The organism is Phenylobacterium sp. J367, from assembly GCF_024699985.1.
In the GTDB taxonomy this organism is placed as follows: Bacteria; Pseudomonadota; Alphaproteobacteria; order Caulobacterales; family Caulobacteraceae; genus Phenylobacterium.
In genome coordinates this window covers 3,893,483-3,915,590 of sequence record NZ_JAJONA010000001.1, presented here as the reverse complement: position 1 = coordinate 3,915,590, position 22,108 = coordinate 3,893,483, and the positions used below count along the sequence as shown (strand labels likewise).

Annotated in this window: 23 protein-coding genes and 1 pseudogene; 15 read left to right on the top strand and 9 right to left on the bottom strand. The window is 70.5% G+C overall.

Features of this window, described 5'->3' with window-relative positions; genetic code table 11:
- The 4 genes from LRS04_RS27160 to LRS04_RS20865 all read left to right on the top strand — a co-directional run bounded on the left by LRS04_RS27160 (window position 1) and on the right by LRS04_RS20865 (window position 2,492).
- Window positions 1–417 (top strand): NAD-dependent epimerase/dehydratase family protein, encoded by a 417-nt coding sequence (locus LRS04_RS27160; protein WP_308238197.1) that lies wholly within the window; start codon window positions 1–3, stop codon window positions 415–417.
- Window positions 402–932, top strand: a complete 531-nt coding sequence (locus LRS04_RS27155) for a hypothetical protein (RefSeq protein ID WP_308238196.1) — start codon at window positions 402–404, stop codon at window positions 930–932. The genes LRS04_RS27160 and LRS04_RS27155 overlap by 16 nt, the downstream gene beginning before the upstream one ends.
- A gap of 84 nt (window positions 933–1,016) precedes the next feature.
- Window positions 1,017–1,265: an acyl carrier protein gene (locus LRS04_RS20870; protein ID WP_257818002.1), complete on the top strand. Its 249-nt coding sequence runs from the start codon at window positions 1,017–1,019 to the stop codon at window positions 1,263–1,265.
- 12 nt (window positions 1,266–1,277) lie between these two features.
- A complete protein-coding gene (locus LRS04_RS20865; RefSeq protein ID WP_257818001.1) occupies window positions 1,278–2,492 on the top strand; it encodes a pyridoxal phosphate-dependent aminotransferase family protein in 1,215 nt (404 codons plus the stop codon).
- A 2-nt stretch (window positions 2,493–2,494) separates the two neighbouring features.
- Here the strand turns inward: LRS04_RS20865 and LRS04_RS20860 are convergent, their stop codons facing one another.
- Window positions 2,495–3,412 (bottom strand): hypothetical protein, encoded by a 918-nt coding sequence (locus LRS04_RS20860; protein ID WP_257818000.1) that lies wholly within the window; start codon window positions 3,410–3,412, stop codon window positions 2,495–2,497.
- Between the two features lie 34 nt (window positions 3,413–3,446).
- A complete protein-coding gene (locus LRS04_RS27150) occupies window positions 3,447–5,408 on the bottom strand; it encodes a CDP-alcohol phosphatidyltransferase family protein (protein ID WP_308238195.1) in 1,962 nt (653 codons plus the stop codon).
- A gap of 111 nt (window positions 5,409–5,519) precedes the next feature.
- Here LRS04_RS27150 and LRS04_RS20845 point away from each other — a divergent pair, with 111 nt between their 5' ends.
- Window positions 5,520–6,416 carry a metallophosphoesterase gene (locus LRS04_RS20845; protein WP_257817998.1) on the top strand — a complete coding sequence of 299 codons (897 nt, stop codon included), beginning with the start codon at window positions 5,520–5,522 and terminating at the stop codon, window positions 6,414–6,416.
- On the opposite strand, the gene LRS04_RS20840 is transcribed toward LRS04_RS20845, so the two are convergent.
- A complete protein-coding gene (locus LRS04_RS20840; RefSeq protein ID WP_257817997.1) occupies window positions 6,389–6,880 on the bottom strand; it encodes a DUF2141 domain-containing protein in 492 nt (163 codons plus the stop codon). The genes LRS04_RS20845 and LRS04_RS20840 overlap by 28 nt on opposite strands.
- A gap of 155 nt (window positions 6,881–7,035) precedes the next feature.
- Here LRS04_RS20840 and LRS04_RS20835 point away from each other — a divergent pair, with 155 nt between their 5' ends.
- The 6 genes and pseudogenes from LRS04_RS20835 to LRS04_RS27140 all read left to right on the top strand — a co-directional run bounded on the left by LRS04_RS20835 (window position 7,036) and on the right by LRS04_RS27140 (window position 11,554).
- Window positions 7,036–7,398, top strand: a complete 363-nt coding sequence (locus tag LRS04_RS20835) for an HIT family protein (RefSeq protein WP_374576611.1) — start codon at window positions 7,036–7,038, stop codon at window positions 7,396–7,398.
- A gap of 17 nt (window positions 7,399–7,415) precedes the next feature.
- Window positions 7,416–9,662 (top strand): LptF/LptG family permease, encoded by a 2,247-nt coding sequence (locus tag LRS04_RS20830; RefSeq protein WP_257817993.1) that lies wholly within the window; start codon window positions 7,416–7,418, stop codon window positions 9,660–9,662.
- A 7-nt stretch (window positions 9,663–9,669) separates the two neighbouring features.
- Window positions 9,670–9,999 (top strand): hypothetical protein, encoded by a 330-nt coding sequence (locus LRS04_RS20825; protein ID WP_257817991.1) that lies wholly within the window; start codon window positions 9,670–9,672, stop codon window positions 9,997–9,999.
- A complete protein-coding gene (locus LRS04_RS20820) occupies window positions 9,971–10,804 on the top strand; it encodes a dATP pyrophosphohydrolase (protein WP_257817989.1) in 834 nt (277 codons plus the stop codon). Before LRS04_RS20825 ends, LRS04_RS20820 begins: the two co-directional genes overlap by 29 nt.
- A pseudogene (locus LRS04_RS28355) lies at window positions 10,801–11,097 on the top strand (nucleotidyltransferase family protein); the annotation flags it as partial. The gene LRS04_RS20820 and the pseudogene LRS04_RS28355, both read left to right, overlap by 4 nt.
- 82 nt (window positions 11,098–11,179) lie before the next feature.
- A complete protein-coding gene (locus LRS04_RS27140; protein WP_308238194.1) occupies window positions 11,180–11,554 on the top strand; it encodes a hypothetical protein in 375 nt (124 codons plus the stop codon).
- Here the strand turns inward: LRS04_RS27140 and LRS04_RS20810 are convergent.
- Window positions 11,551–12,339: an NTP transferase domain-containing protein gene (locus LRS04_RS20810; RefSeq protein WP_257817987.1), complete on the bottom strand. Its 789-nt coding sequence runs from the start codon at window positions 12,337–12,339 to the stop codon at window positions 11,551–11,553. The two genes, LRS04_RS27140 and LRS04_RS20810, sit on opposite strands and share 4 nt — an antisense overlap.
- Window positions 12,340–12,771: 432 nt before the next feature.
- Here LRS04_RS20810 and LRS04_RS20805 point away from each other — a divergent pair, with 432 nt between their 5' ends.
- Both LRS04_RS20805 and LRS04_RS20800 read left to right on the top strand, forming a co-directional pair.
- Window positions 12,772–15,246, top strand: a complete 2,475-nt coding sequence (locus LRS04_RS20805; protein ID WP_257817985.1) for a TonB-dependent receptor — start codon at window positions 12,772–12,774, stop codon at window positions 15,244–15,246.
- Window positions 15,247–15,328: 82 nt separating this feature from the next.
- The gene (locus tag LRS04_RS20800; RefSeq protein WP_257817984.1) at window positions 15,329–16,324 is read left to right on the top strand and encodes an isopenicillin N synthase family oxygenase; all 996 of its coding nucleotides are present in this window, start codon (window positions 15,329–15,331) and stop codon (window positions 16,322–16,324) included.
- Here LRS04_RS20800 and LRS04_RS20795 read toward each other — a convergent pair.
- The 3 genes from LRS04_RS20795 to LRS04_RS20785 are packed head-to-tail and all read right to left on the bottom strand — an operon-like array spanning window position 16,321 to window position 18,799.
- Complete coding sequence (locus tag LRS04_RS20795; RefSeq protein WP_257817982.1) at window positions 16,321–16,860, bottom strand: MOSC domain-containing protein; 540 nt, start codon at window positions 16,858–16,860, stop codon at window positions 16,321–16,323. The two genes, LRS04_RS20800 and LRS04_RS20795, sit on opposite strands and share 4 nt — an antisense overlap.
- Window positions 16,857–17,693, bottom strand: coding sequence for an S-formylglutathione hydrolase (fghA, locus tag LRS04_RS20790; RefSeq protein ID WP_257817980.1), 837 nt, complete (start codon window positions 17,691–17,693; stop codon window positions 16,857–16,859). Before fghA ends, LRS04_RS20795 begins: the two co-directional genes overlap by 4 nt.
- A complete protein-coding gene (locus tag LRS04_RS20785) occupies window positions 17,690–18,799 on the bottom strand; it encodes an S-(hydroxymethyl)glutathione dehydrogenase/class III alcohol dehydrogenase (protein ID WP_257817979.1) in 1,110 nt (369 codons plus the stop codon). The genes fghA and LRS04_RS20785 overlap by 4 nt, the downstream gene beginning before the upstream one ends.
- A 119-nt stretch (window positions 18,800–18,918) precedes the next feature.
- Between LRS04_RS20785 and LRS04_RS20780 the strand changes: the two genes are divergently transcribed.
- Window positions 18,919–19,176 carry a hypothetical protein gene (locus LRS04_RS20780; protein ID WP_257817978.1) on the top strand — a complete coding sequence of 86 codons (258 nt, stop codon included), beginning with the start codon at window positions 18,919–18,921 and terminating at the stop codon, window positions 19,174–19,176.
- 98 nt (window positions 19,177–19,274) lie between these two features.
- Here the strand turns inward: LRS04_RS20780 and LRS04_RS20775 are convergent, their stop codons facing one another.
- Window positions 19,275–20,717 carry an MFS transporter gene (locus tag LRS04_RS20775; protein WP_257817976.1) on the bottom strand — a complete coding sequence of 481 codons (1,443 nt, stop codon included), beginning with the start codon at window positions 20,715–20,717 and terminating at the stop codon, window positions 19,275–19,277.
- A gap of 90 nt (window positions 20,718–20,807) precedes the next feature.
- Here LRS04_RS20775 and LRS04_RS20770 point away from each other — a divergent pair, with 90 nt between their 5' ends.
- A complete protein-coding gene (locus LRS04_RS20770) occupies window positions 20,808–21,038 on the top strand; it encodes a sulfurtransferase TusA family protein (protein WP_257819211.1) in 231 nt (76 codons plus the stop codon).
- Here the strand turns inward: LRS04_RS20770 and LRS04_RS20765 are convergent.
- On the bottom strand, window positions 21,035–21,886 hold the full coding sequence (locus LRS04_RS20765) for a YihY/virulence factor BrkB family protein (RefSeq protein WP_257817974.1): 852 nt from the start codon (window positions 21,884–21,886) through the stop codon (window positions 21,035–21,037). The two genes, LRS04_RS20770 and LRS04_RS20765, sit on opposite strands and share 4 nt — an antisense overlap.
- Window positions 21,887–22,108: the final 222 nt, after the last annotated feature.

The following is a 22,108-nucleotide window of genomic DNA, read 5'->3' as shown; positions in this document are numbered from 1 at the left end:
ATGCGCCTCGCCGCCCTCACGGGCGCGACCGGCTTCCTGGGCCGCCACACGGCCGCCGAGCTGGCCCGCCGGGGCTGGCGGGTGCGGGTGCTGACGCGGCGCGATCCGGTCGATCCCGTGTGGCGCGGCTTCGAGCCGGAGGTGGTCGTGGGCGACCTAGCTGACGCTGGCGCGCTGAAGGCCCTGGCCCGAGGCGCGGACGTGGTGATCCACGCCGCGGGCCTCGTGAAGGTCAGCCGCCTCGCCGACTTTACCCGGGTCAACCGCGACGGCGCGGCGCGCGTGGCCGAGGCGGCGGGCAACGCGCATCTGCTGCTGGTCTCCAGCCTGGCGGCGCGGGAGCCGCAGCTTTCCCCTATGCCGCCAGCAAGCGGGCGGGCGAGGACGCCGTCCGGGCAGTCGTGGGGGAGCGACTGACGGTCGTGCGGCCGCCGGCGATCTACGGACCCGGGGACCGCGAACTCCTGCCGCTCTTCCAGCTCGCCGCGACCAGTCCTGTCCTGCCCGTGCTCGGCGAGTCGGCGCGCACGGCGGTGATCCATGTGGAGGACGCGGCCGCCCAGGTCGCGGAGCTGGCCGGACGCCCGCCGTCCGGTGCGACCTATGCCCTCACCGACGCCCGGCCCGACGGCTATGGCTGGCGCGAGATCATGCAGGCGGCCGCCGAGGTCATGGACGCCCGGCCGAGGCTCACGCGGGCGCCCGCCGCGGCGGTGAAAGCCCTGGCCTTACTGAGTGTTGGTCAGCGCTGGGCCGGCGCGGCGCCCATTTTCACGCCGGGCAAGGCCCGCGAGCTGCTGCATACCGACTGGAGCGTCAAAAGCGACGAGATCGCCCCGGGTCTTCCCGTACAAAAGTTTGACCTTTGGAACGGTCTGGCGCACACGGCGGATTGGTATCGGGCTGTTGGCTGGCTTCCGAAGATTTTGTGACCGCGACGTTACAAACGGTTGAGAAGCCAGAGCTTCGTGGTTAGCTACCGTCCAGGGGACTTGCCAGAGGGGGCAGGCTTTAGCATGGCCGAAGTCGTCACCGATCTTACGGTGCGAGAAATCGAGCGCGCCGTAACGACCGTGCTTGGTCGTTCCGTTCGTCTACAGGACGAAACCGATATCGCGCGCGATCTCTCCGTGGATTCCCTGGCGCTGATGAACATCGTGATGGAGCTTGAGGATCGGTTCGATATTTCGATCCCGCTCGATCGACTTGCGGATATTCAGACGATCGGGGACCTGAGCGCCCTGATCACCGAGCTGCGGGCGTAAGGCAAAAGAAGAATGGGACTGCTCGACAAGCACCTCGGCTACAGCCAGGCCTACGAAGGTATCCGCAGCCACGGGGCGGACCCGTTCAACGTGCGATTCGACGCCGTGCGTTCGCCGACCGAGGCGGAGCTGGGCGGCCGCCGCGTCATCCTGCTCGGCACCAACAACTACCTTGGCCTGACCTTCGACCCCGACTGCATCGACGCCTCGGCCGAGGCCGTGCGGACCTGGGGCACGGGCACGACCGGCTCGCGCATCGCCAACGGCAGCTTCGGCGGCCACCTGGCCATGGAGCGCGACCTCGCGAAGTTCTACGGCCGTGAGCACGCCATGGTGTTCACGACCGGCTACCAGGCGAACCTCGGCGTCCTGTCGGCCCTCGTCGGCCGCGGCGACCACCTGATCCTGGACGCCGACAGCCACGCCTCGATCTACGACGGCGCACGGCTCGGCCACTCGGAAGTCATCCGCTTCCGCCACAACGACCCCGAAGACCTCGCCAAGCGCCTGCGCCGCCTCAAGGACGCGCCGGGCGAGCGGCTGATCGTCGTCGAGGGCATCTATTCGATGATGGGCGACGTGGCTCCGCTGAAGGAGATCGTCGCGGTCAAGAAGGAGATGGGCGCCTACCTGCTGGTGGACGAGGCCCACTCCATGGGCGTGCTGGGCGAGAAGGGCCGCGGCCTGGCCGAGGCGGCCGGCGTGGAAGCGGACGTCGACTACATCGTCGGCACCTTCTCCAAGAGCCTGGGCGCCATCGGCGGCTTCTGCGTCTCCGACGATGCGGATTTCGACATCCTGCGCGTCGTCTCGCGGCCCTACATGTTCACCGCCTCCCTGCCCCCGGCCGTCGTCGCCTCGACCCTGGCGGCGCTGAAGCGGGTCGAGGACGAGCCCGCGCTGCGCACCCGCCTGCAGGCCAATTCAAAGCGGCTGTTCGATGGCCTGCGCGCCATGGGCTTCACGACCGGCGACACGGCCAGCCCGATCGTCGCCGTGGTCATGCCGGACCTTCCGGCCGCGCTGACCGCCTGGAACGCCCTGCTGGCCAACGGGGTCTATCTGAACCTCGCCATGCCGCCGGCGACGCCGGACAACCGTCCGCTGCTGCGATCCAGCGTCAGCGCCGCGCACAGCTTCGAGCAGATCGACGAGGTGCTGTCGGTGTTCGAGGCGGTCGGCAAGCAGATCGGCCTGCTGCCCTCGGAACAGCGCGCGCTGGGCTAGGCCTAGGGCTTCCTCTTCCAGCGCGAGAGCTGCCAAAGCACGATGGGCGACGCCAGGATCGGGTGCCGCTCGCGGAACGGCGTGACCTCCACGGGCATCCCCGTGTGCCGCTCGATCTTCCACGCGGCGTAGCGCGCCGCCCCGTCGAAGGTGAAGGCGGCCTTGGCGAGGCGCGCCAGGTTCAGAGGCTTGCCCGAGCGCCGGCGCGCGCGCCAGCGGGCGAGCATGGTCCTGCGGAACTCGTCGTTGAGCGCGGGGCGCAGGTCGTCGCCGTTCCGCTCGAAGACGAAGCCCTGAGCCGTCCAGGCGAGCGGCAGGAGCGCCGACCAGCGGGCGGGCGCGACCTTCAGAATCTCATCGGCCCGGCTCGCGGTCTCGACCCGGAACTCGGCCTGGTAGGTCTGGCGGAACAGCGCCCGCCAGTATTCCAGCGCCACGCCCCGTTCGGGACCGAGCACGGCGGCGTAGGCGCCGGCCGTCCGGACCGCCGCGGCGACGGCGGCGATCACCTCGTCGCGGGCATGGGCGTCGCGGCTCCAGACGAGGCCGGCCGGCTGAACGAACCGCGCCCAGATCGTCGTGTCGAGCGTCCGGCCCTCCGCCGCGCGCCGGAACACCGAAAGCGGCATGGTGGAGGCCTTGGCGCGGAGCGTTCCGGCGACGGTCTCGACCTCCCGGTAGCTGACTTCGGGCCACAGGCGGCGCTCCAGCGCGCCCCGGACGCCGGTCCGGTGCGGCTGTGCGGTGAGGACGTAGAAGTCGAGCAGGCCCGAGAGATCCCCGGTGCGCAGGGTGGAGCCGTAGTAGATCACCGCCAGCGCCCCCGGCTGGGCGGCCGCCAGCGTCTCGGCGAACTGGCGGGCGGCGGGCGTCACCTTCGCCGCCAGCTCCTTCTTCAGCATCGCCTCGAGCGAGGTCACGTCACGAACTCCAGCACCGGCCCGGCGCGCACGATCAGGTCGCCGGCAGGGTAAGCTTCACCGTCCAGCACATACTCGCCGTCGAGCGCCGCCTCCAGGTCGCCGTCGCGCCGGACGTAGCCGGCGGGCTCCAGCCAGGCCGGAGTCTCGCCCTTCCAGAGGGGGCGAGCGCGGACGCCAGCCGCCGGGGCGGGGCGTCGACGGCGAGCGTCTTGAGGCCCGGCCGTTCCGGTCCGAACGGCTTGAGGCCGAGCGGCAGGCGTTCCAGTGTCGTGGAAAGCACCAGGAAGCGGGCGTGGTCCTCGGCCTCGCCGCCGGCCAGGCGCAGCCGCACCGGCTCCCCGCCCCGCCAGCCGCGATCCGGCCGGCCCACGAAGCTCTGGACCACCGAGGCCCCGAGGGTCAGGGCCACCGACAGCGTTCCGAACGCCCCAAGCCGGTGGGCCGAGGCCGCGAGCCGGGTCGCGCGGACGTAGGCGCCTATGCCGAACACGAAACCCCGGCGCCGTTCCGACCCGTCCCGGCGGACCACCTCCAGGCAGGCCCGCGCCTGGCGCGGCGCGCCGGGTTCGAAGGCCCGCTTCAGCGCCTGCTCCACGGTCCAGTCGGCCGGGACGCCCAGGTCCTCGGCCAGCACATTGGTCTTGCCCGAGGGCACGACGGCCAGGGCCGGGTGGGCGTCGCCGAAGGCGGCGGGGATGCGGGTGAGCGCATCGCGCACCGTCCCGTCGCCGCCGTCCAGCACCAGGAGGTCGACGCCGGCCCCGGCGAACTCGCGGAGCGCCTCGGACAGCGCCTCCTTGGTCCGCGGCTTGGCGAACAGCGTCCCCTCGGGGGCCTGGGCCCAGGGCATGCTGCGCTGGTTGCGGTAGCTCTTCGGGTTCCGGATGACGCCGGCGCGCATCAGCGCGAGAGCCAGGAGACGATCTGGTCGCGCGGGGTCATCAGCGCCTTGGCGAGCTGCACGGCATGGACCGCCAGCGAGATCGCCGTCCAGGCGCCGACCAGCCAGAACCCGTGGCCCGGGGCCCAGCAGGGCGGCGGGCGTCAGGATCAGCAGGTTCGGGTTTCGCCGCGCCGTGATCAGCCGGAAGAAGCTGTCGAACGGCCGCCACGAGTGCACGTGGAAGCCGTAGCGGCGCATGAACACGCCTTCCATACCCCGCTGCACCCAGTAGCCGATCAGGATGACGCCCAGCCAAAGGCCGGCGTCCGGCGGGAGCTGGCCGGTGTGCTGCAGGCCCACGTACCAGGCCCACCACCAGAAGGGCGGGTGGATCAGGTCGATGCCGTGGTCGAAGAGGTTTCCGAACTTGGACGAGGTCAGCGTCACCCGGGCGAGCTTGCCGTCGACGGTGTCGAGGAAGGTCATGATCCAGGCGCAGACCAGGCCCCAGCCGAACTCGCCGATCCAGAACAGCCAGAAGGCGGCGAGCACCAGCAGGAAGCCGATGGCGGTGACCTGGTTGGGCGTCATCTTCGCCAGCGCGCACCAGCGGGTGACGATCCTGGCCGGCAGCGGCCAGGCGTACTTGGTGACGATGTCGGTGACGCCCTTGTAGGACCCCTTGAAGGTGCGGGCCTCGACGGCGCGGACATTGGCCTCGGTCAGGGGCTCGAGGACGGGCGTCTCCTTCTTCCGGAGCGCCTCGTTGTAGGACAGGGCGTCGAGGTCGAGGGTTTCGAGACCGGTCGGAAGGCCGCCGGCCTCCAGGGCCGCGGCGACGGACGCCCCCTGCCCCGCCGGCGCGTGGGCGGCGACGGCTGCGCCGTCCGGGGCGACCAGCATCGAACCCGGCCGCTTCGCCACGGCCTTCAGCAGGTTCTCGTCGATCACCCAGTCGGCCCGCGCGATCACCGCGGCGCGGTCGGCGGCCGGCGCGGCGGCCGGCTCCAGGTCGGCGCGCACGAACTGCCGGCGCAGCCGTTCCGCGCCGGTCATGCCCCAGATGCGGGCCTGGCCGCTGCCTACCGTCAGGCCGAGAGGCCGTCCCACCGATCCCGTGTCGCTCAAAACGCCCATAGCCCCTTTGCAAATGCGGTGGACTTGATAGCCAGATTGCGCCGCGCCTGACCAGAAACCGTTCGCCTCCGGGACCTCCTTCTTTTGTCGCAGATCCGCCTCGCCCACTTCTCGGACCCGCATCTGGCGCCGCCGCCCATGAAGCTGGGGCTCGCCGACGCCGTGTCGAAGCGGGCGCTTTCCCGGATCGCCTGGCGGCGGAAATCGAAGGTCCACCGGCCGGAGGTGCTGGCCGCCCTGGTCGCCGACGTGAAGGCGCATGCCCCCGACCACATCGTGCTGACGGGCGACCTGACGAACTTCTCGACTCATGAGGAATACGACCAGGCCCGCGCCTGGCTGGCGGGCCTCGGCCCCGCCGGCGACGTGACGGTGAGCCCGGGCAACCACGACGCCCTGATCGATCGCCGGGCCGGCGATCCCCTGGCGGCCTGGGCCGACTGGCTGGGCGACGAGGCGACCGGGCCCTTCCCGCGCGTGCGGTTGCGCGGGCCGGTGGCGCTGATCAACCTCAGCTCGGCGGTTCCCACCGCGCTGCACCTGGCCCAGGGCAAGCTGGGCGCGGAGCAGATCGCGCGGCTGGCGCAGGTGCTCCGCGAGACCCGCGCGTCTGGGCTCTACCGTCTCGTGCTCCTGCACCACCCGGTCGCGGAGGGGGCGGTGTCCCGGCGGAAGTCTCTGACCGACGCGCTGGAGCTGCGGGCCGTGCTGGCCGCGGAGGGCGCCGAGCTCGTCCTGCACGGCCACGCCCACGAATCGCTGGTGACCCGGATCGCCGGACCGGACGGCCCGATCCCCGTGCTGGGCGTGCCCTCGGCGTCCGCGGCGCCCGGCGGGCACGGCGAGGCGGCGCGCTGGCACGAGCTGGCCATCGCCCGGACCGAGGCCGGCTTCACGACCCGGGTCAGCGCGCGCGGCGCGACGGCGGACGGGGAATTTGCGCCGCTCGGCGCCTACCGGCTCAGATCGGCGCGCAGGTAACGCATCTGCACCGCGAGCTGGCGGCCCTCCGGCCCGACGTCGAAGCGCGCCGCCTCGAAGGCCGGCAGGCCGAATCGGGTGGGCGGATTGTTCGAGAAGGCGAAGCCCTCGACGGGCGAGCCCAGCCGGCTGCGGTCGAAATCCCGGTCCCCGTCGGCGTCGTGATAGACGGCCAGGGCGTAGGCGCCCGGTGCGACCCAGAAACAGGCGGACGTGGTCCCCGCCTGCGCCTTCACCCGCGTCCGCAGCAGCTTGCCGCCCGCCGCCAGGAAGCGGCGCTTGATGTTGGGGTAGAGGGTGAAGGCCACCTCGCCGGCGCTCGACTGCACGTTCTGCGCCCGCACCGTCAGCCGGACGAATCCCGGCTCCGCCGCGCCGGCGCAGGAATCCTGCGCCCTGGCCGTGATCGGGAGAATCGCCGCACCGATCGCCGCCACCCACATGGCGGCCATTCGGGCTTTCATCAGTACGACCCCCTCCCTATGATGCGACCCACAGCGCTACTGACCGGACTCGGGACACTAGCGGCCTGTCCCGGCGGACGATGACCAACCCTACAGCCCAGAAATTCGGCCATCCAAGGACCCTGGTCGCGGAAACCGCGCATTGGTGGGTCCTCGTGCGCCCTCAGCAGCCGACCCTCGGCTCGCTCGTGCTCGTATGCAAGGAGGAAGCCGGCGCCTTCTCCGAGCTGACGCCGTCGGCGTTCGCGGATCTCAAGACCGCGGTGGACGGGATCGAGCGATTGCTCACCGACTTCGTCGGCTACGAGCGGATCAACTACCTCATGCTGATGATGGTCGACCGGGACGTCCACTTCCACGTCATCCCCCGCTACGACGGGAGCCGCGAGCACGCCGGCCTGACCTTCGCCGACGCCGGCTGGCCGGCGCAGCCCAACCTCGGCGCCCATGTGGCGCTGACCGACGACCAGTCCGCCGCGCTCGCCGCCGAGCTCGCCGGCCGCTGGGGACGGGCCTGAGGGCGGACGGAGACCCAGTGCGCCTCATCGACCGCTACACGCTCAAGCTCATGACATGGCCCCTGATCGGGGCCATTCTCGTCACCCTGACGGGGCTCCTGCTGGAGCGCGTGCTGCGGCTGCTGGACGTGCTCTCGGGCTCCAGCAACCGCTTCGGCTTCCTGACCGAGCTCACGGCCAACCTGGTTCCGCACTACCTGGGCCTGACCCTGCCGGCGGCCTTCTTCATCGCGCTCTTCGTGGTGATCTCGCGGCTGAACCAGGATTCCGAGATCGACGCCCTGCTGGCCAGCGGCGTCTCGTTCAGCCGGATCGTCGTGCCGTTCGTGGGCCTGGGCCTGGTGCTGATGTGCATCTCGCTCGTGCTGTTCGGCTACCTCCAGCCCTACTCCCGCTACGCCTACCGGGCGGTGCTGCACGCCGCGGAGAACGCCGGGTGGAGTGGTTCGGTCCAGGGCGGGATGATCGTCGCGCCGAACGACAAGCTGACCATGACCACCAACTTCGCGGACGCGGCGGGCCGCAGGCTGACCGGCGTCTTCATCCGCCAGATCGACGACGACGGTCGTGAGCAGATCATCACCGCCCGGATGGGCCAGCTCAGGACCAACGCGGACGGCGAGAGCGCGACCCTCGTGCTGGAGCGCGGCTTGCAGCTCGGGACCAACCGCCGCGGCGAGCCCGAGGTGCTGAGCTTCGACACATTCGCCATGCGGGTGCCGCTTTCGGGCGCGGCGCGGCTGCTCCGGGCCCGGGGCGGCGACGAGCGGGAGCTGACGCTCGGCGAGCTGGTCTCGGAGGCCCGTCGGCCCGACAGCCTGATCCCGCGCCAGACCCTGATCGCCGAGTTCCTGGCCCGCTGGAGCCGGGCGCTGTCCCTGCCGCTGCTGCCGCTGCTCGCCCTGCCGCTGGGCTTGGCCACCAAGCGCCGGGGCTCGGCGCCCGGGATCATCGTCGCCGGTCTGCTGCTGCTCACCTTCAACCAGCTCCTGCAGTTCGGCCAGGGCCTGGCGGCCAACGGCAAGGCGGCCGCCGCCTTGAGCGTTGGCGGCCCGTTCGTGGCCTTCACGGCGATCTGCGCCATCACCTTCGTGACCAGCCGCAAACGACCCGGCGAGACCCCCCGCGACGGTCGTCGTCGAGCACGTGGCCGACTGGCTGGCCCGGGCCCGCAAGCAGATGAAGATGCGCCGGAGGGCGGTCGCATGACCATGACCCGCCACGTGGCCAAGGTGCTGGGCGTCCAGATCCTTGGCGCGCTCGTCGTGCTGATCGGCGTGCTGCAGGTGCTCGACCTGCTGGATGTGACCAGCGATATCGTCGAGCGGCAGCTCGGGGCCGGCGGCGTCGCCTACTACACCATGCTGCGCCTTCCGCGGTTGATCGAGCAGGCCGCGCCGCTCGCCGTACTGGCGGGCGCGCTCTTCGGCTTCACCCGCCTCGCCCGCAACAGCGAGGTCACCGCCATGCGCGCGGCGGGGGTGTCCGGCTACCGCCTGACCGCCATGGCCGTGCCCCTGGCGATCGGCATGATGATCCTGCAGCTGGCCATGAGCACCCTCGTGGCCCCGGCCACCGACCGCACCCTCGTCGACTGGTGGCGTTCCACCACCCCGCCGGTGAGCCGGGAGGCGCCCCAGCCCCGCACCTTCCGGGTCGGGCCGGACATCGTGGTGGCGACGCCCTCGCCCGCCGGGCCGGACCGCCTGGACGACATCACGATCTACCGGCGCACCCTGGATGGCCAGCTCAGCCAGACCATCAAGGCGGCGTCGGCCGTCCATGTGCCGAACGGCTGGAAGCTCGACTCGCCGGAGGTGCGCACCGTGGCGCCGGGCCGGGTCCAGGCGTCCTCGGCCGAGGAACTGATCTGGCGGACCGCGCTCGCGCCTTCCGAGGTGGAAGCCCTGTTCTCCGACGCCATGATCACGCCGAAGGTGGCGCAGGCCGCGCTGGAGGGCACGGCCTCGGTGCGGCCCCGCAGCTACTACGCCACCCAGCTTCAGCGGTTCGCCGCCCATCCGATCGCCTGCGTCGTCATGCTGCTGCTGGCCGTCCCCGTGGCGCTGGCCAACTTCCGCGCCGGACGCGGCGGCGTCACCCTCGTGGTCTGCCTGGCCGCCGGCCTGCTGTTCCTGGTGGTGGAGGGTGTCTTCACGGCGATGGGCGAGAGCGGCCTCGCGCCGGCCTGGCTGGCCGCCTGGGCCGCGCCGGCGCTGTTCGCGGGCGGCGCGCTCTCCGTCCTGCTCTATCTCGAAGGATAGCGGGGCCTTGGGGGGCGTCACCATCCTGCCGGTCACGACGCCGGCCGAGCTCGACCGCTTCATCCGCCTGCCGATGCGGCTGAACGCCGGCGATCCGAACTACATCGCCCCGCTGGTCGTCGAGCGCCGAGAGGCGCTGACGCCGAAGACCAACCCGTTCTTCGCCCACGCCGAGGTGCAGCTCTGGCTCGCCGTCCGGGACGGCCGCGACGTGGGCCGGATCAGCGCCCAGATCGACCGCCTGATGCCAGAGAGATCTCGGCAAGGCCGGGCACTTCGGGATGATCGCGGCCGAGGACGACCCCGAGGTGTTCGCTGCCCTCTTCGCCGCCGCTGAGGCCTGGCTGCGCGAGCGGGGCCGCGACCGGGCGCTAGGCCCCTTCAACCTCTCGATCAACGAGGAGGTCGGCCTGCTGGTCGAGGGGCACGAGACCCCGCCCATGGTGCTGATGGGCCACGACCCCGCCTTCACCGGCCGCAGGATCGAGGACCTGGGCTACGCCAAGGCCAAGGACATCTTCGCCTACCTGGCCGACACCACCCACGACCTGCCCGACCGGGTGCTGGAGCGCGTCCGCCGCGGCTTGCCCGAGGGCGTCGCCGTCCGAGAGCTGGACATGGCGCGGTACGACCAGGAGGTCCGCGAGCTCACCACGATCCTCAACGACGCCTGGGCGGACAACTGGGGGTTCACCCCGACCACCGAGGCTGAGACGGCGCAACTCGCCAAGGCCCTGAAGCCGCTGATCGACAAGCGGCTTACCTGGTTCGCCGAGATCGACGGGGAAACGGCGGGCTTCATCGTCTTCCTGCCAAACCTCAACGAGGCGATCCGCGACCTGAAGGGGCGGCTGCTGCCGTTCGGGTGGGCGAAACTGCTTTGGCGCCTGAAGGTGAAGGGCCTGAAGACCGCTCGCGTGCCGCTCATGGGTGTCCGCAGGAAGTTCGCCCGCACACCGCGGGGCGTGCTGCTGCCGTTCCTGCTGATGGATGCGGGGGCCAGCGCGGCCCGGAAGCTGGGCTACCAGCGCGCCGAGTTGTCCTGGATCCTCGAGGACAACCGGCCGATGAACCACATCCTCCAGGCGGCCGGCGCCCAGGTCTACAAGACCTACCGGATCTACGAGAAGGCGCTGGCGTGACGGCGTTCAATGCTCTCGTCCTGGCCGGCACGCGCGGCGGGCCCGATCCGTTCGCGGAGAGCGTCGGCGTGCCGCACAAGGCGCTGATCCTGCTTCAGGGCCGGACCCTGCTGGAGCGGGTGGTGACGGCGCTGCGCGAGGCGGGCGCGGCGCGGATCTGCGTCTCGGCCAACCATCCGGCGGTGGTCGAGGCGGCGAGCTCGCTGGGCGTCGAGGTGCTGGACGCCGCGCAAGGGCCGAGCCTCAGCGTGGAACAGGGCGCGGCCGCCATGGGCACGCCGCTCCTGATCACCACCTCGGACCACGCCCTGCTGGCGCCCGAGTGGATCCACGCGTTCCTGGCCGGCATCCCCCCAGGGGACCGATGTCGCCGCCATGCTGGCGAACCGCGCCGTGATCGAACGCGACGCCGGGGGCACGAAGCGGACCTACCTGCCGTTCACCGACGGCGGCTGGTCGGGCTGCAACCTGTTCTACCTGGGCACGCCCCAGGCTCTGAAGGCCGTGGACTTCTGGAAGCGGCTGGAGGCCGAGCGCAAGCGGCCCTGGAAGATGGCGGCGATCCTGGGACCCGGCGCCCTCGCCGCCTTCCTGCTGCGCCGGCTCACCCTGCAGGGCGCGGTGGAGAAGCTCGGCAGGCTGGCGGGCGTGCGGGCGGCGGCCGTGCCCTCCCCGTTCGGCCTGGCGGCCGTGGACGTGGACAAGCCCGCGGACCTCGACTTCGTCCGCAAGGTGGTCGGGGAGGCCTAGGCGGCGGTCTGCTTCGACGCGTTGGCCGCCCAGCGGGCGGTCAGCTCGCTGTTGGCCTCGTAGTCGGCCGGGAAGTCCATCTCGCCCCACTCCAGCCCTTCGATGGACTGGACGGTGACCACGCCGCTGGCTTTGGCGATCTCGTCGATGGCCGAGAGGTACCAGCGCTTCAGGCCGCCGGGCGAGCGGATCACCGCGTCGATGGCGGCGACGAAGCGGGCGCCGCCGGCCGGCGAGAACCGCAGGAAGCCGATGCTCTCGGCGTTGTACTCGGTGATCACCTTGCCGATGGCCTTCAGGCGGCCGCCCGCCTCAAGGACCTTCATGTCGTCGGCGTCGTACCCGGCCTTGCGATCGACGGTGACGGTGATCTCGGACGGCGGGGCGGCGACCAGGCGCTCGGCGATCTTCGGCTCGAAGAGGGTGTCGCCGTTCAGCAGCAGGAGGTCGCGGTCGAACTGCTCCTTGGCCATCCAGCAGGAGGCCAGGTTGTCGGCCACGTCGAAGAACGGGTTGAACTGGGTGCGGACCTGCAGGCCGGGAAGGTCGAGGGCGGCGACCTCGGCGTCCACGGCCTCGGCCTTGAAGCCGGTGACGACGACCGCCTCGCGGATCCCGGCCGCGCGCAGGCCCTCGAGCTGCCAGCGCAGCAGGGTCTTGCCCGACAGTTCGATCAGGCACTTTGGGCGCGACGTGGTCAGCGGCAGGAGCCGCTTTCCTGGCCGGCGCTGAGGATCAGGGCGCGAGTCACGGACGACATGTGGCGCTCTCTCGCAGAAGATCATGACGGACGAAAGAGCCCACAGCGCCGCGCGCCGGCGGCGGGAACTCCCTCCGGCCGGACCCCGCTCGCGGCGGGGCCCGGCCGGGGGTGGCCGCGGGACCCGAAGACCCCGCCGCCAGCTCCGGTGTGGGCATGACGGAGCCCGAAAAACGTAGCAGCGATTTCGCTCAGGAGTTGCAGAGCTTTCGCGACTCGCGACGTTCCGACGCATCCAGGTGAACAGCGTTCAGGAAGCGCAGGTACGTCAAAAGCGGCGCAATTCCGGCGGCGGACCCCGGACCACCCCTGATTTCGTGGCCCCGGCGCCACAACCTTGACCTCGTGAGAGCCCCGGGAGCGGGGCCGTTTGTGCGCGCGCGTCGGCGCCCGTAGAGGCCGCCCACTTTGAGCCGAAGCCCGCGCCTCCCCGCGTGGGCGGCTCGGGAGGATCTATATGCAAATCCAGAAGCTTCTCCGCACGGCGGCGCTCGCCCCCGTTCTGCTGGCCGCCGGCGTGACCGCGGCCCAGGCGCAGGACGTCGAGGCCGGCGCCGAGCGCGCGGTCGAGGAAATTGTCGTCACCGCCCAAAAGCGTGAGCAGAGCCTGCAGGACGTGCCGATCGTCGTGACCTCGGTGTCGGGCGAACTGATGCGCGACGCCGGCGTCCGCGACATCCGCGAACTGACCGTGCTGACCCCCGGCCTGACCGTCACCTCGACGTCCAACGAGACCATCGTCACCGCCCGCGTCCGCGGCGTCGGCACGGTGGGCGACAACCCGGGCCTGGAGAGCTCGGTCGGCGTGGTGATCGACGGCGTCTACCGTCCCCGCAACGGCGTCTCCTTCGGCGACCTGGGCGAAGTGACCCGCATCGAGGTGCTGAAGGGCCCGCAAGGCACCCTGTTCGGCAAGAACACCTCGGCCGGCGTGATCAACATCATCACCGCGGGCCCGACCCGCGAGCTGACCGCCGAATCCGAAGCGACCGTCGGCAACTTCGGCCAGTTCGGCTTCACCAACGCGATCTCCGGTCCGCTGACCGACACCCTGGCCGGCCGGATCTTCGTCGGCGGCCGTCACCGCGACGGCTACCAGGACATCGAGACGGGCCCCGGCCCGCGCGGCAACACCCACGACAACAACCAGAACTTCTACACCGGCCGCGCCCAGCTCCTGTGGGAGCCGGTGGACACGCTCTCGCTGCGCCTGATCGCCGACTACACCAAGCGCGACGAAGACTGCTGCGTGGGCACCCAGCTGTTCGTCGGCCAGGCCGCCAACAGCCGCGCGAACTTCATCGAGCAGGTTCGCCCGGGCTCGCTGGACACCACCAGCACCCCGTTCGACCGCCAGGGCTACGCCAACCGCTCGACCGCCCAGCGCGTCGAGGACAAGGGCGTGTCGGCCGAGGCCAACTGGGACATCACCCCGGACATGACGCTGACCTCGGTCACCGCCATCCGCAACTGGCGCGCCGAGACCGGCCAGGACAGCGACTTCACCGCCGCCGACCTGGTCTATCGCCCCGCTGACGGCTCGAACTTCGTGGAGTTCGGCCAGGTGTCGCAGGAAGTCCGCCTGGCCGGCCAGGCCGTCGACAACCGCCTGAACTGGCTGGTCGGCGGCTTCTACGCCAAGGAAGACCTCGATAGCCGGGCGATCCTCCGCTACGGCACGGACTACTACGCCTACTTCGCCGGCCGCGTGCTGGGCGGCGCCCCGGCGCTGATCGGCCTCGTCCCGGGCACGATCTTCCAGAACGGCAACGGCTCGGACGACCGCTACAGCCAGGAGGGCGAGACCTTCGCCCTGTTCACCAACAACTCGTTCGCGATCACCGACGCGCTCGAGGCGACGGTGGGCCTGCGCTGGACCCGCGACGAGAAGACCCTGGTCACCGACTACAGCTCGACGGGGACCTCCTGCGACCAGGGCGAGGCGGCGTTCGCCACGCTCGTCCGCGTCGCCGGTGCGGCCACCGCCCAGACCATCGTCGGCGGTCTGTGCCTGAACGCCCAGAACAACGACTTCGACGACCTGGGCGTCACCACCCAGGAGCGGACCGAGGAAGAATGGTCGGGCACGGCGAAACTGTCCTACCGCTTCAGCCCCGACCTGATGGCCTACGGCTCCTACTCGCGCGGCTACAAGGCGGGCGGCTTCAACCTCGACCGTGAACAGGCGATCGTCATCGCCGGCGGCCTGCCGAACTTCACGGCCGATCCGGACACCTCGTTCAAGGGCGAGTTCGTCGACTCCTTCGAGCTCGGCGCCAAGACGAGCTGGTTCGGCAACAGCCTGCTGCTCAACGCCGCGCTGTTCCACCAGACCTTCAAGGACTTCCAGCTCAACACCTTCGTGGGCACCGCCTTCGTGGTGGAGACGATCCCGGAAGTGATCTCGCGCGGCGTGGACCTGGACTTCATCTACGTCCCGCAGATCGACGGCCTGACCTTCCAGGGCGGCGTGACCTATGCCGAGACCGAGATCTCGCCGTTCGTGGCGGGCGAGCTGATCAACCCGAGCCGCTTCAACAGCCTGCGTCGCCTGCCCGGCGCGCAACTGTCGTTCGCGCCGCGTTGGTCGGCTTCGCTGGCCGGCACCTACGAGCGCGACGTGCTGGACGGCATGAAGTTCAAGTCGAACGTCTCGGCGAAGTACACCTCGCGGTACAACACCGGCTCCGACCTGCATCCCTCCAAGGAGCAGGACGCCATGGTGCTGGTGAACGCCCGCGTGGCGCTCTCGACCGCCGACGAGGCGTGGACGGTGGAGCTGTGGTCGAACAACCTGTTCGACAAGGACTACGTCCAGGTCGGCTTCAACGGCCCCTACCAGGTCGATGAGAACAACGACTCGGTCAGCGTCTATGACGCCTTCCTGGGCGCGCCCCGGACGGTCGGCGCGACCCTGCGCTTCCGGTACTAGTCTCGGCGTAATCGAGACGGAGAACGGCCCGGAGCAATCCGGGCCGTTTTTCTTTGGGCGGCGTCCGGCCTATGGATGGGCCATGACCGAGCGCCTGCCGATCATCGACATGGGGCCGCTGTACGACCGCGCGGACGCCGCGGGCCGGGCCCGCGTGGCCGGGGCGATCCGGGCGGCCTGCGAGGCGCACGGCTTCTTCTACCTGGTCGGCCATCGCATCCCGGCGGAGCTGTTCGGGCGTCTGGAGGCCGAGAGCCGAAGGTTCTTCGCCCTGCCCCTGCCTGCCAGGGAGGCGATCGCCATGGCCCACGGCGGCCGGGCCTGGCGCGGCTGGTTCCCGCTGGGCGGCGAGCTCACCTCCGGCAGGCCGGACCTCAAGGAGGGGCTCTACCTCGGCACGGAGCTTGGCCCGGACCATCCGCGCGTCCGCGACCGCATGCCGATGCATGGGGCGAACCTCTGGCCGGCCGAGCAGCCGGCGCTGAAGCCCGTCGTGCTGGCCTACATGGCGGCGGCGACGCGGGCGGCCGCCGTGCTCATGGAGGGCGTCTCGCTGAGCCTCGGCCTGGACGCCGACTGGTTCGCCCGAACCTACCTCGCCGAGCCCACGGTGCTCTTCAGGATCTTCCACTATCCCGCGGGCGGGGCTGGGGATTCCTGGGGCGTGGGCGAGCACACCGACTACGGACTGCTGACCCTGCTGGCCCAGGACCGCTACGGCGGCCTGCAGGTGAAGACGCCCGGCGGCTGGATCGAGGCCCCGCCGATCGAGGGCGCCCTGGTCTGCAACATCGGCGACATGCTGGAGCGCCTGACCGGCGGGCGGTTCAGGTCGACGCCGCACCGGGTGCGCAACGTCTCCGGCCACGACCGGCTGTCCTTCCCGCTGTTCTTCGATCCCGACTTCACCGCGCGGATGCAGCCCCTACCCCAGGCCGCCACGGCCGACCGGCACAGCGACCGCACCGAACGCTGGGACAAGGCCAGCGTGCACGACTTCTCCGGGACCTATGGCGACTACCTGCTGGGCAAGGTGGCCAAGGTCTTCCCGCAACTGGTGGATGAGGCGCTGGGCTAGACCGGCTTCAGCGGCTCGTGCGGCTCCGGCGGCAGCTCGACCACGATGGCGTCGCCCGCCCTCACCTCGCCGCCCGCCAGCACCACGCACATCACACCCGCCTTGCGGACGAGGACGCCGTCGCGGTCCTCGAGACAGGCCTGCATCAGGCCCTCCTGCAGCCGTTCGAGCTGGATGCAGGGGTTGCGCAGGCCGGTGACCTCGATCAGGGCCTCGGGGCCCAGGCGGATCCGGGCGCCCCTGGGCAGGCCCAGCAGGTCGACGCCGCGGGTGGTGACGTTCTCGCCCATGTAGCCGGGGGCGATGGAGAACCCCTTGCCGTTCAGTTCGTCGTGCAGTTCCTGGTGCATCAGGTGCACCTGGCGCAGGTTCGGCAGGCCAGGATTGAACCGCGCCCGGCTGCGATGCTTCACCTTCTCGCCGCAGTGGGCGTCGCCCTCGGCACCCTGGCCGGCGATCAGGCGGATGAAGAGCTGGTTCTTCTTGTCGGGTCCGTGGCTGCGCTTGGCGCTGACGGCCACGACGACCGCGCTCAAGCGAGGCGCTCCGCGTGCCAGGCCAAGTGGTCGGCCATGAAGGTCGAGATGAAGTAGTAGCTGTGGTCGTAGCCGGGCTGCATCCGGAGCGTCAGCGGGATGCCGGCGTCGCGGCAGGCCTGCTCCAGCAGCTCGGGCTTGAGCTGACCATCCAGAAAGTTGTCCGCCGCGCCCTGGTCGACGAGGAGCTCCGGGATGCGGGCGCCGTCCTCGATAAGCGCGGTGGCGTCGTAGCGCCGCCAGGCGGCGCGTTCCTCGCCGAGGTAGCCGCCGAGCGCCTTCTCGCCCCAGGGGCAGCGCATGGGCGAACTGATCGGCGCGAAGGCCGAGACGCTTTTCCAGCGGCCGGGATTCTTCAGGGCGAGGGTCAGCGCCCCGTGGCCGCCCATGGAGTGGCCGGTGAGCCCCTGCCGGGCCATGTCGACGGGGAAGTTCGCGGCGACGATCTCCGGCAGCTCGGAGACGACATAGCTCTCCATCCTGAAGTGCTTCGCCCAGGGCTCCTGGGTGGCGTCCACATAGAAGCCCGCGCCCTGGCCGAAGTCGTAGCCCGGGTCGTCCGGCACGCCTTCGCCCCGGGGGCTGGTGTCCGGCGCCACCAGGATCAGGCCGAGCTCGGCGCAGGCCCGGCGGAATTCGCCCTTCTCGGTGACGTTGGCGTGGGTGCAGGTCAGCCCCGAAAGGTACCAGACCACCGGACAGGGCCCCTGCTCCGCCTGGGGCGGCGCATAGACCGAGAAGACCATCGGCACGCCCGTCTCCCGGCTCTGATGCCGGTAGACGCCCTGGGTCCCGCCGAAGGCCTTGTTCGTGCTGAGGGTCTCGAGGCTCAATAGACCACCACGCTGCGGATGCTCTCGCCGGCATGCATCAGGTCGAAGGCCTTGTTGATGTCCTCGAGCGGCATCCTGTGGGTGATCATCGGGTCGATCTCGATCTTCCCGTCCATGTACCAGTCGACGATCTTCGGGGTGTCGGTGCGGCCGCGCGCGCCGCCGAAGGCGGTGCCCTTCCAGACCCGGCCGGTGACGAGCTGGAACGGCCGGGTGGCGATCTCCTTGCCGGCCTCGGCCACGCCGATGATGATGCTCTCGCCCCAGCCGCGGTGGCAGGCTTCCAGCGCCTGGCGCATGACCGTCGTGTTGCCGGTGGCGTCGAAGGTGTAGTCCGCCCCGCCGTCGGTCAGCGCCACGAGGTGCTGGACCAGGTCGCCCGACACGTCCTTGGGGTTCACGAAGTCGGTCATGCCGAAGCGGCGGCCCCATTCCTCGCGGTCGGGGTTGAGGTCGACGCCGACGATCTGCGAGGCGCCCACGAGCTTCAGGCCCTGGATGACGTTGAGGCCGATGCCGCCCAGGCCGAAGACGATGCAGCGCGCGCCCGCCTCCACGTCGGCGGTGTGGACCACCGCGCCGACGCCCGTGGTCACGCCGCAGCCCACGTAGCAGGCGGTCTCGAACGGCGCGTCCTTGCGGATCTTCGCCACCGCGATCTCGGGCAGGACCGTGTAGTTCGAGAAGGTCGAGCAGCCCATGTAGTGGTAGATCGTCTGCCCCTTGTACGAAAACCGGCTGGTCCCGTCGGGCATCAGCCCCTTGCCCTGGGTGGCGCGGATCGCCGTGCAGAGGTTGGTCTTGCGGGAAAGGCAGCTTTTGCACTGCCGGCATTCCGGCGTGTAGAGCGGGATCACGTGGTCGCCCGGCTGGACGCTGGTGACGCCCGGGCCCACCTCGACCACCACGCCCGCGCCCTCATGGCCCAGGATCGAGGGGAAGAGGCCCTCGGAATCGAGGCCGTCCAGGGTGTAGGCGTCGGTGTGGCAGACGCCGGTCGCCTTGATCTCCACCAGCACTTCGCCGGCCTTGGGCCCTTCGAGGTCCAGCTCCACGATCTCCAGCGGCTTCTTGGCTTCGAACGCCACCGCGGCGCGGGTCTTCATGGGCTGATCCTCCGACTTGGACGGCGGACCTATCCTCGATGCAGCGGCGATTGTGAAGGCCCGGCGGGCGGAATCGCCGAGCCGCGCAACGCAGAACGCGGGTCGGCGTTAGGGGCAATATGGAACACGGCCACGCTCTGACCCCCGACGAACGCGACGTCCTGATGATGGCGCTGCAGACGCCGCTGGTGGAGCGCGACCCGGTGATGCTGGGCCTGTGCCTGAGGCTCTGCGGCCGGCGCCTGCTGCAGCGGGCCGGAACCGCCGCCGTGATGAACGGCTGGCGCGGCTCGCCCCACGCCTTCGTTCTGACCCGGGAGGGGTGGAACGTGGTGAAGGCCCAGCGGCACGCCTGGCCGATGAAGCGGACCGCCTAGAGCGAAATCGGCTTCGATAGGATCGGATTTCGCTCAAGACCCTTTGAATTTAGGACATTTTCTACGCCGAACCGGCCTCCGCTTCGGCGGAGAATGCTCTAGTCGCGGTGCTGCGACAGCGGCGCTGCCAGCGCCTCGAGCGGCTTGCGCTCGGCCTTGACGCCCAGGACCAGGGTCACGACCGCCGCCGTCAGCATCAGCCCGCCGCCCAGCAGGTAGCCGGCGAGGATCTGCGAGCGCTCGCCGGTGTCGATCAGAGCCCCGAACAGCCAGGGGCCCGCGACGCCGCCCAGCAGGGTGCCGATGGCGTAGAACAGCGAGATGGTCAGCGCCCGGAGCTCCAGCGGGAAGAGTTCGCCCACCGTCAGATAGGCCGCGCTGGCGCCGGCCGAGGCGAAGAAGAAGATCGCCGTCCAGGCCAGGGTCTGGGTTTCGGCGGTCAGCGCCCCTTGCGCGAACAGCCAGCCGGAAATGCACAGGAGCGCGCCCGCCAGGCCGTAGGTCGAGGCGATCATCGGCTTGCGGCCCACGCTGTCGAACAGCCGGCCGAGCAGCAGCGGCCCCATCACATTGCCCAGCGCGAACGGCAGCATGAACCAGCCGATGTTCTTCGCCGGGATGTCGTAGAAGCGGGTGAGGATCAGGGCGTAGGTGAAGAAGATCGCGTTGTAGCAGAAGGCCTGGGTGGCCATCAGCACGAGACCCAGGACCGTCCGCTTCGGATAGGTCCGGAACAGAGCGACGCCGAGCTCGCGCCAGCTCGTACGGCCGCGGTGGAAGAGCGTGATCGTCGGGAGCGGGGCGAGCATCGCCGGCAGGGCCACGTGGCGTTCGACCTGCCGTTCGATGTCGCGGACGATGGCCTCGGCCTCGTCGGGCCGTCCGTGGGTCATCAGCCAGCGGGGACTTTCCGGGATGTAGCGGCGGATCCAGATGACGATCAGGGCCAGCAGGCCGCCGATCACGAAGGCCAGCCGCCATCCCAGGCTCTGGTCGATGATCTCCGGATCCAGGACGACGATCGAGCCCATGGCGCCGATCGCCGCGCCGATCCAGAAGGTGCCGTTGATCGCGAGGTCGGTGTAGCCGCGGCGGCGGGCGGGGATCAGTTCCTGGATCGCCGAGTTCACCGCCCCGTACTCGCCGCCGATGCCGGCCCCCGTGATGAAGCGGAACAAGAGGAAGGACCAGAAGTCCCACGAGAACCCCGTCGCGATCGTCGCCAGCAGGTAGACGAGCACGGTGATGGTGAAGAGCCGGCGGCGGCCGAAGGTGTCGGTCAGCCGGCCGAACACCAGGGCCCCGATCACTGCGCCCAGGATGTAGGCGCTGCCCGCCATGCCCACCTGCTGTGCGCTGAGGTTGAGGCCGTCGGCGCCGGAGATGGCCGGCGACAGCGAGCCGACCAGCGTCACCTCGAGCCCGTCGAGGATCCACGTCACGCCCAGCGCGACCACGACGAGCCAGTGGAATCGGCTCCACGGCAGGCGGTCGAGCCTGGCCGGCACGTCGGTCTGGAAGACCCGGCGCTGGGAGTCCATGTCCTGAAATCCTGGTCCCGTCCCTGAGTTCGGCCACAACGCATGAAGGCCGAGCTTGGGTTCATGGAGGCGTCGTTGTATGCGCCCGGCATGGTCGCAAACGAGATCCTCGTCGACGCGCGGGGCCACCGCTGTCCCGTTCCGACGCTGCGCCTGCGCCGCGCCCTGGAGGATGCGCCGTCCGGGGCCCGGGTGCGCCTGCTGGCGGACGATCCCCTGGCGCGGATCGACGTCCCGCATTTCGCAGGCGAGATCGGCTGCGCGATCGCCGAGCGCGGCGAGGACGGCCCGACGCTCAGCTTCCTGGTGGTGAAGCCCTAGGGCTGATCGGCGCGGTAGGCGTCGACGGCGATCTCCACCTCAGTGGCCAGCGCGCCGCCGAAGAATACCGCGTTCACGTTCCAGGACAGCCAGATCAGGAAGATCACCACGGTGGCGACCGAGCCGTAGGTGGCCCCCAGGTGGGCGATCTGCTCCACGTAGAAGCCGAGCGCCCAGGACGCGAAGATGCAGAGCGCCGCGGCGACGCCGCCGCCCAGGACCGACGCCCGCCAGTCCACCGGCCGCCGCGACATCGCCCAGCGGTAGATCAGCGCCAGGCTGGCCGTCATGCCGGCGCTGGCCCAGGTCCACTCGCTGTAGAGCCAGGGCACGCCGCGCAGCGGCCGGAGCTCGAAGGTCTCGCCGAGGATCCGGAAGCCGAAGAAGACCACCGACAGCACGCCCAGGCCCACGAAGGTGGCCAGCAGCACCGCCAGCGCCAGCAGGTTGAAGCCCACGAAGCCGCGCGGCTCGTCCTCGTCGTGGATGAAGGAGAGGCCTGCCAGCAGGGCCTTGAAGCCCCGGTGCGCGGCATAGCCGCCGACCACCAGGGCGACGCCGCTCTGGACGGAGACCGCGCCGAGCGGCGCATGCGACAGGCGCAGGAGCTCGCCCTGGAAGATCAGCCGGGCCGCGTCCGGCATCAGCCGCGCGACGGCCTCACCCTGGGCCGCCGCCTGCGCCGGGTCGGAGAGCAGGCTGTAGAGCCCCATTCCGATGGCGAGCGCCGGGAAGATCGCCAGCATGACGAAGAACGAGACGCCGCCCGTGTAAAGCATGACGTCCCGGCCCCAGAGGCGGGCCAGCGCCTTGCCGAGGATCACCAGGCCGACGCGAAGCCACTGCACGGGATCCCAGTTCAGGGTTCGGAGACGCTCGAGGGCGCGGCGGGGCCTCATCCGGGCGGAAGCTGGAGAAGCGGGGAGAGTCTGGCAAGGGGATTGGCGCCGCGGCGGCCGCGGGGGGCCGAAATGGAAACGGCGCGCCACCGGGTTAAGGGGTGGCGCGCCGCCGATGGGCGTGTCGTTCCATCAGGTCGGTCGCCGCTTCGAGGGACGGGAGAGCGCGAC

Bases quoted from the DNA above. Each gene is read 5' to 3' on its own strand.
- LRS04_RS27160 (WP_308238197.1), top strand. From the start codon at position 1: ATGCGCCTCGCCGCCCTCACGGGCGCGACCGGCTTCCTGGGCCGCCAC.
- LRS04_RS20870 (WP_257818002.1), top strand. From the start codon at position 1,017: ATGGCCGAAGTCGTCACCGATCTTACGGTGCGAGAAATCGAGCGCGCC.
- LRS04_RS20865 (WP_257818001.1), top strand. From the start codon at position 1,278: ATGGGACTGCTCGACAAGCACCTCGGCTACAGCCAGGCCTACGAAGGT.
- LRS04_RS20840 (WP_257817997.1), bottom strand. From the start codon at position 6,880: ATGAAAGCCCGAATGGCCGCCATGTGGGTGGCGGCGATCGGTGCGGCG.
- LRS04_RS27140 (WP_308238194.1), top strand. From the start codon at position 11,180: ATGCTGGCGAACCGCGCCGTGATCGAACGCGACGCCGGGGGCACGAAG.
- LRS04_RS20810 (WP_257817987.1), bottom strand. From the start codon at position 12,339: ATGATCTTCTGCGAGAGAGCGCCACATGTCGTCCGTGACTCGCGCCCT.
- LRS04_RS20805 (WP_257817985.1), top strand. From the start codon at position 12,772: ATGCAAATCCAGAAGCTTCTCCGCACGGCGGCGCTCGCCCCCGTTCTG.
- LRS04_RS20800 (WP_257817984.1), top strand. From the start codon at position 15,329: ATGACCGAGCGCCTGCCGATCATCGACATGGGGCCGCTGTACGACCGC.
- LRS04_RS20785 (WP_257817979.1), bottom strand. From the start codon at position 18,799: ATGAAGACCCGCGCCGCGGTGGCGTTCGAAGCCAAGAAGCCGCTGGAG.
- LRS04_RS20780 (WP_257817978.1), top strand. From the start codon at position 18,919: ATGGAACACGGCCACGCTCTGACCCCCGACGAACGCGACGTCCTGATG.
- LRS04_RS20775 (WP_257817976.1), bottom strand. From the start codon at position 20,717: ATGGACTCCCAGCGCCGGGTCTTCCAGACCGACGTGCCGGCCAGGCTC.
- LRS04_RS20770 (WP_257819211.1), top strand. From the start codon at position 20,808: ATGGTCGCAAACGAGATCCTCGTCGACGCGCGGGGCCACCGCTGTCCC.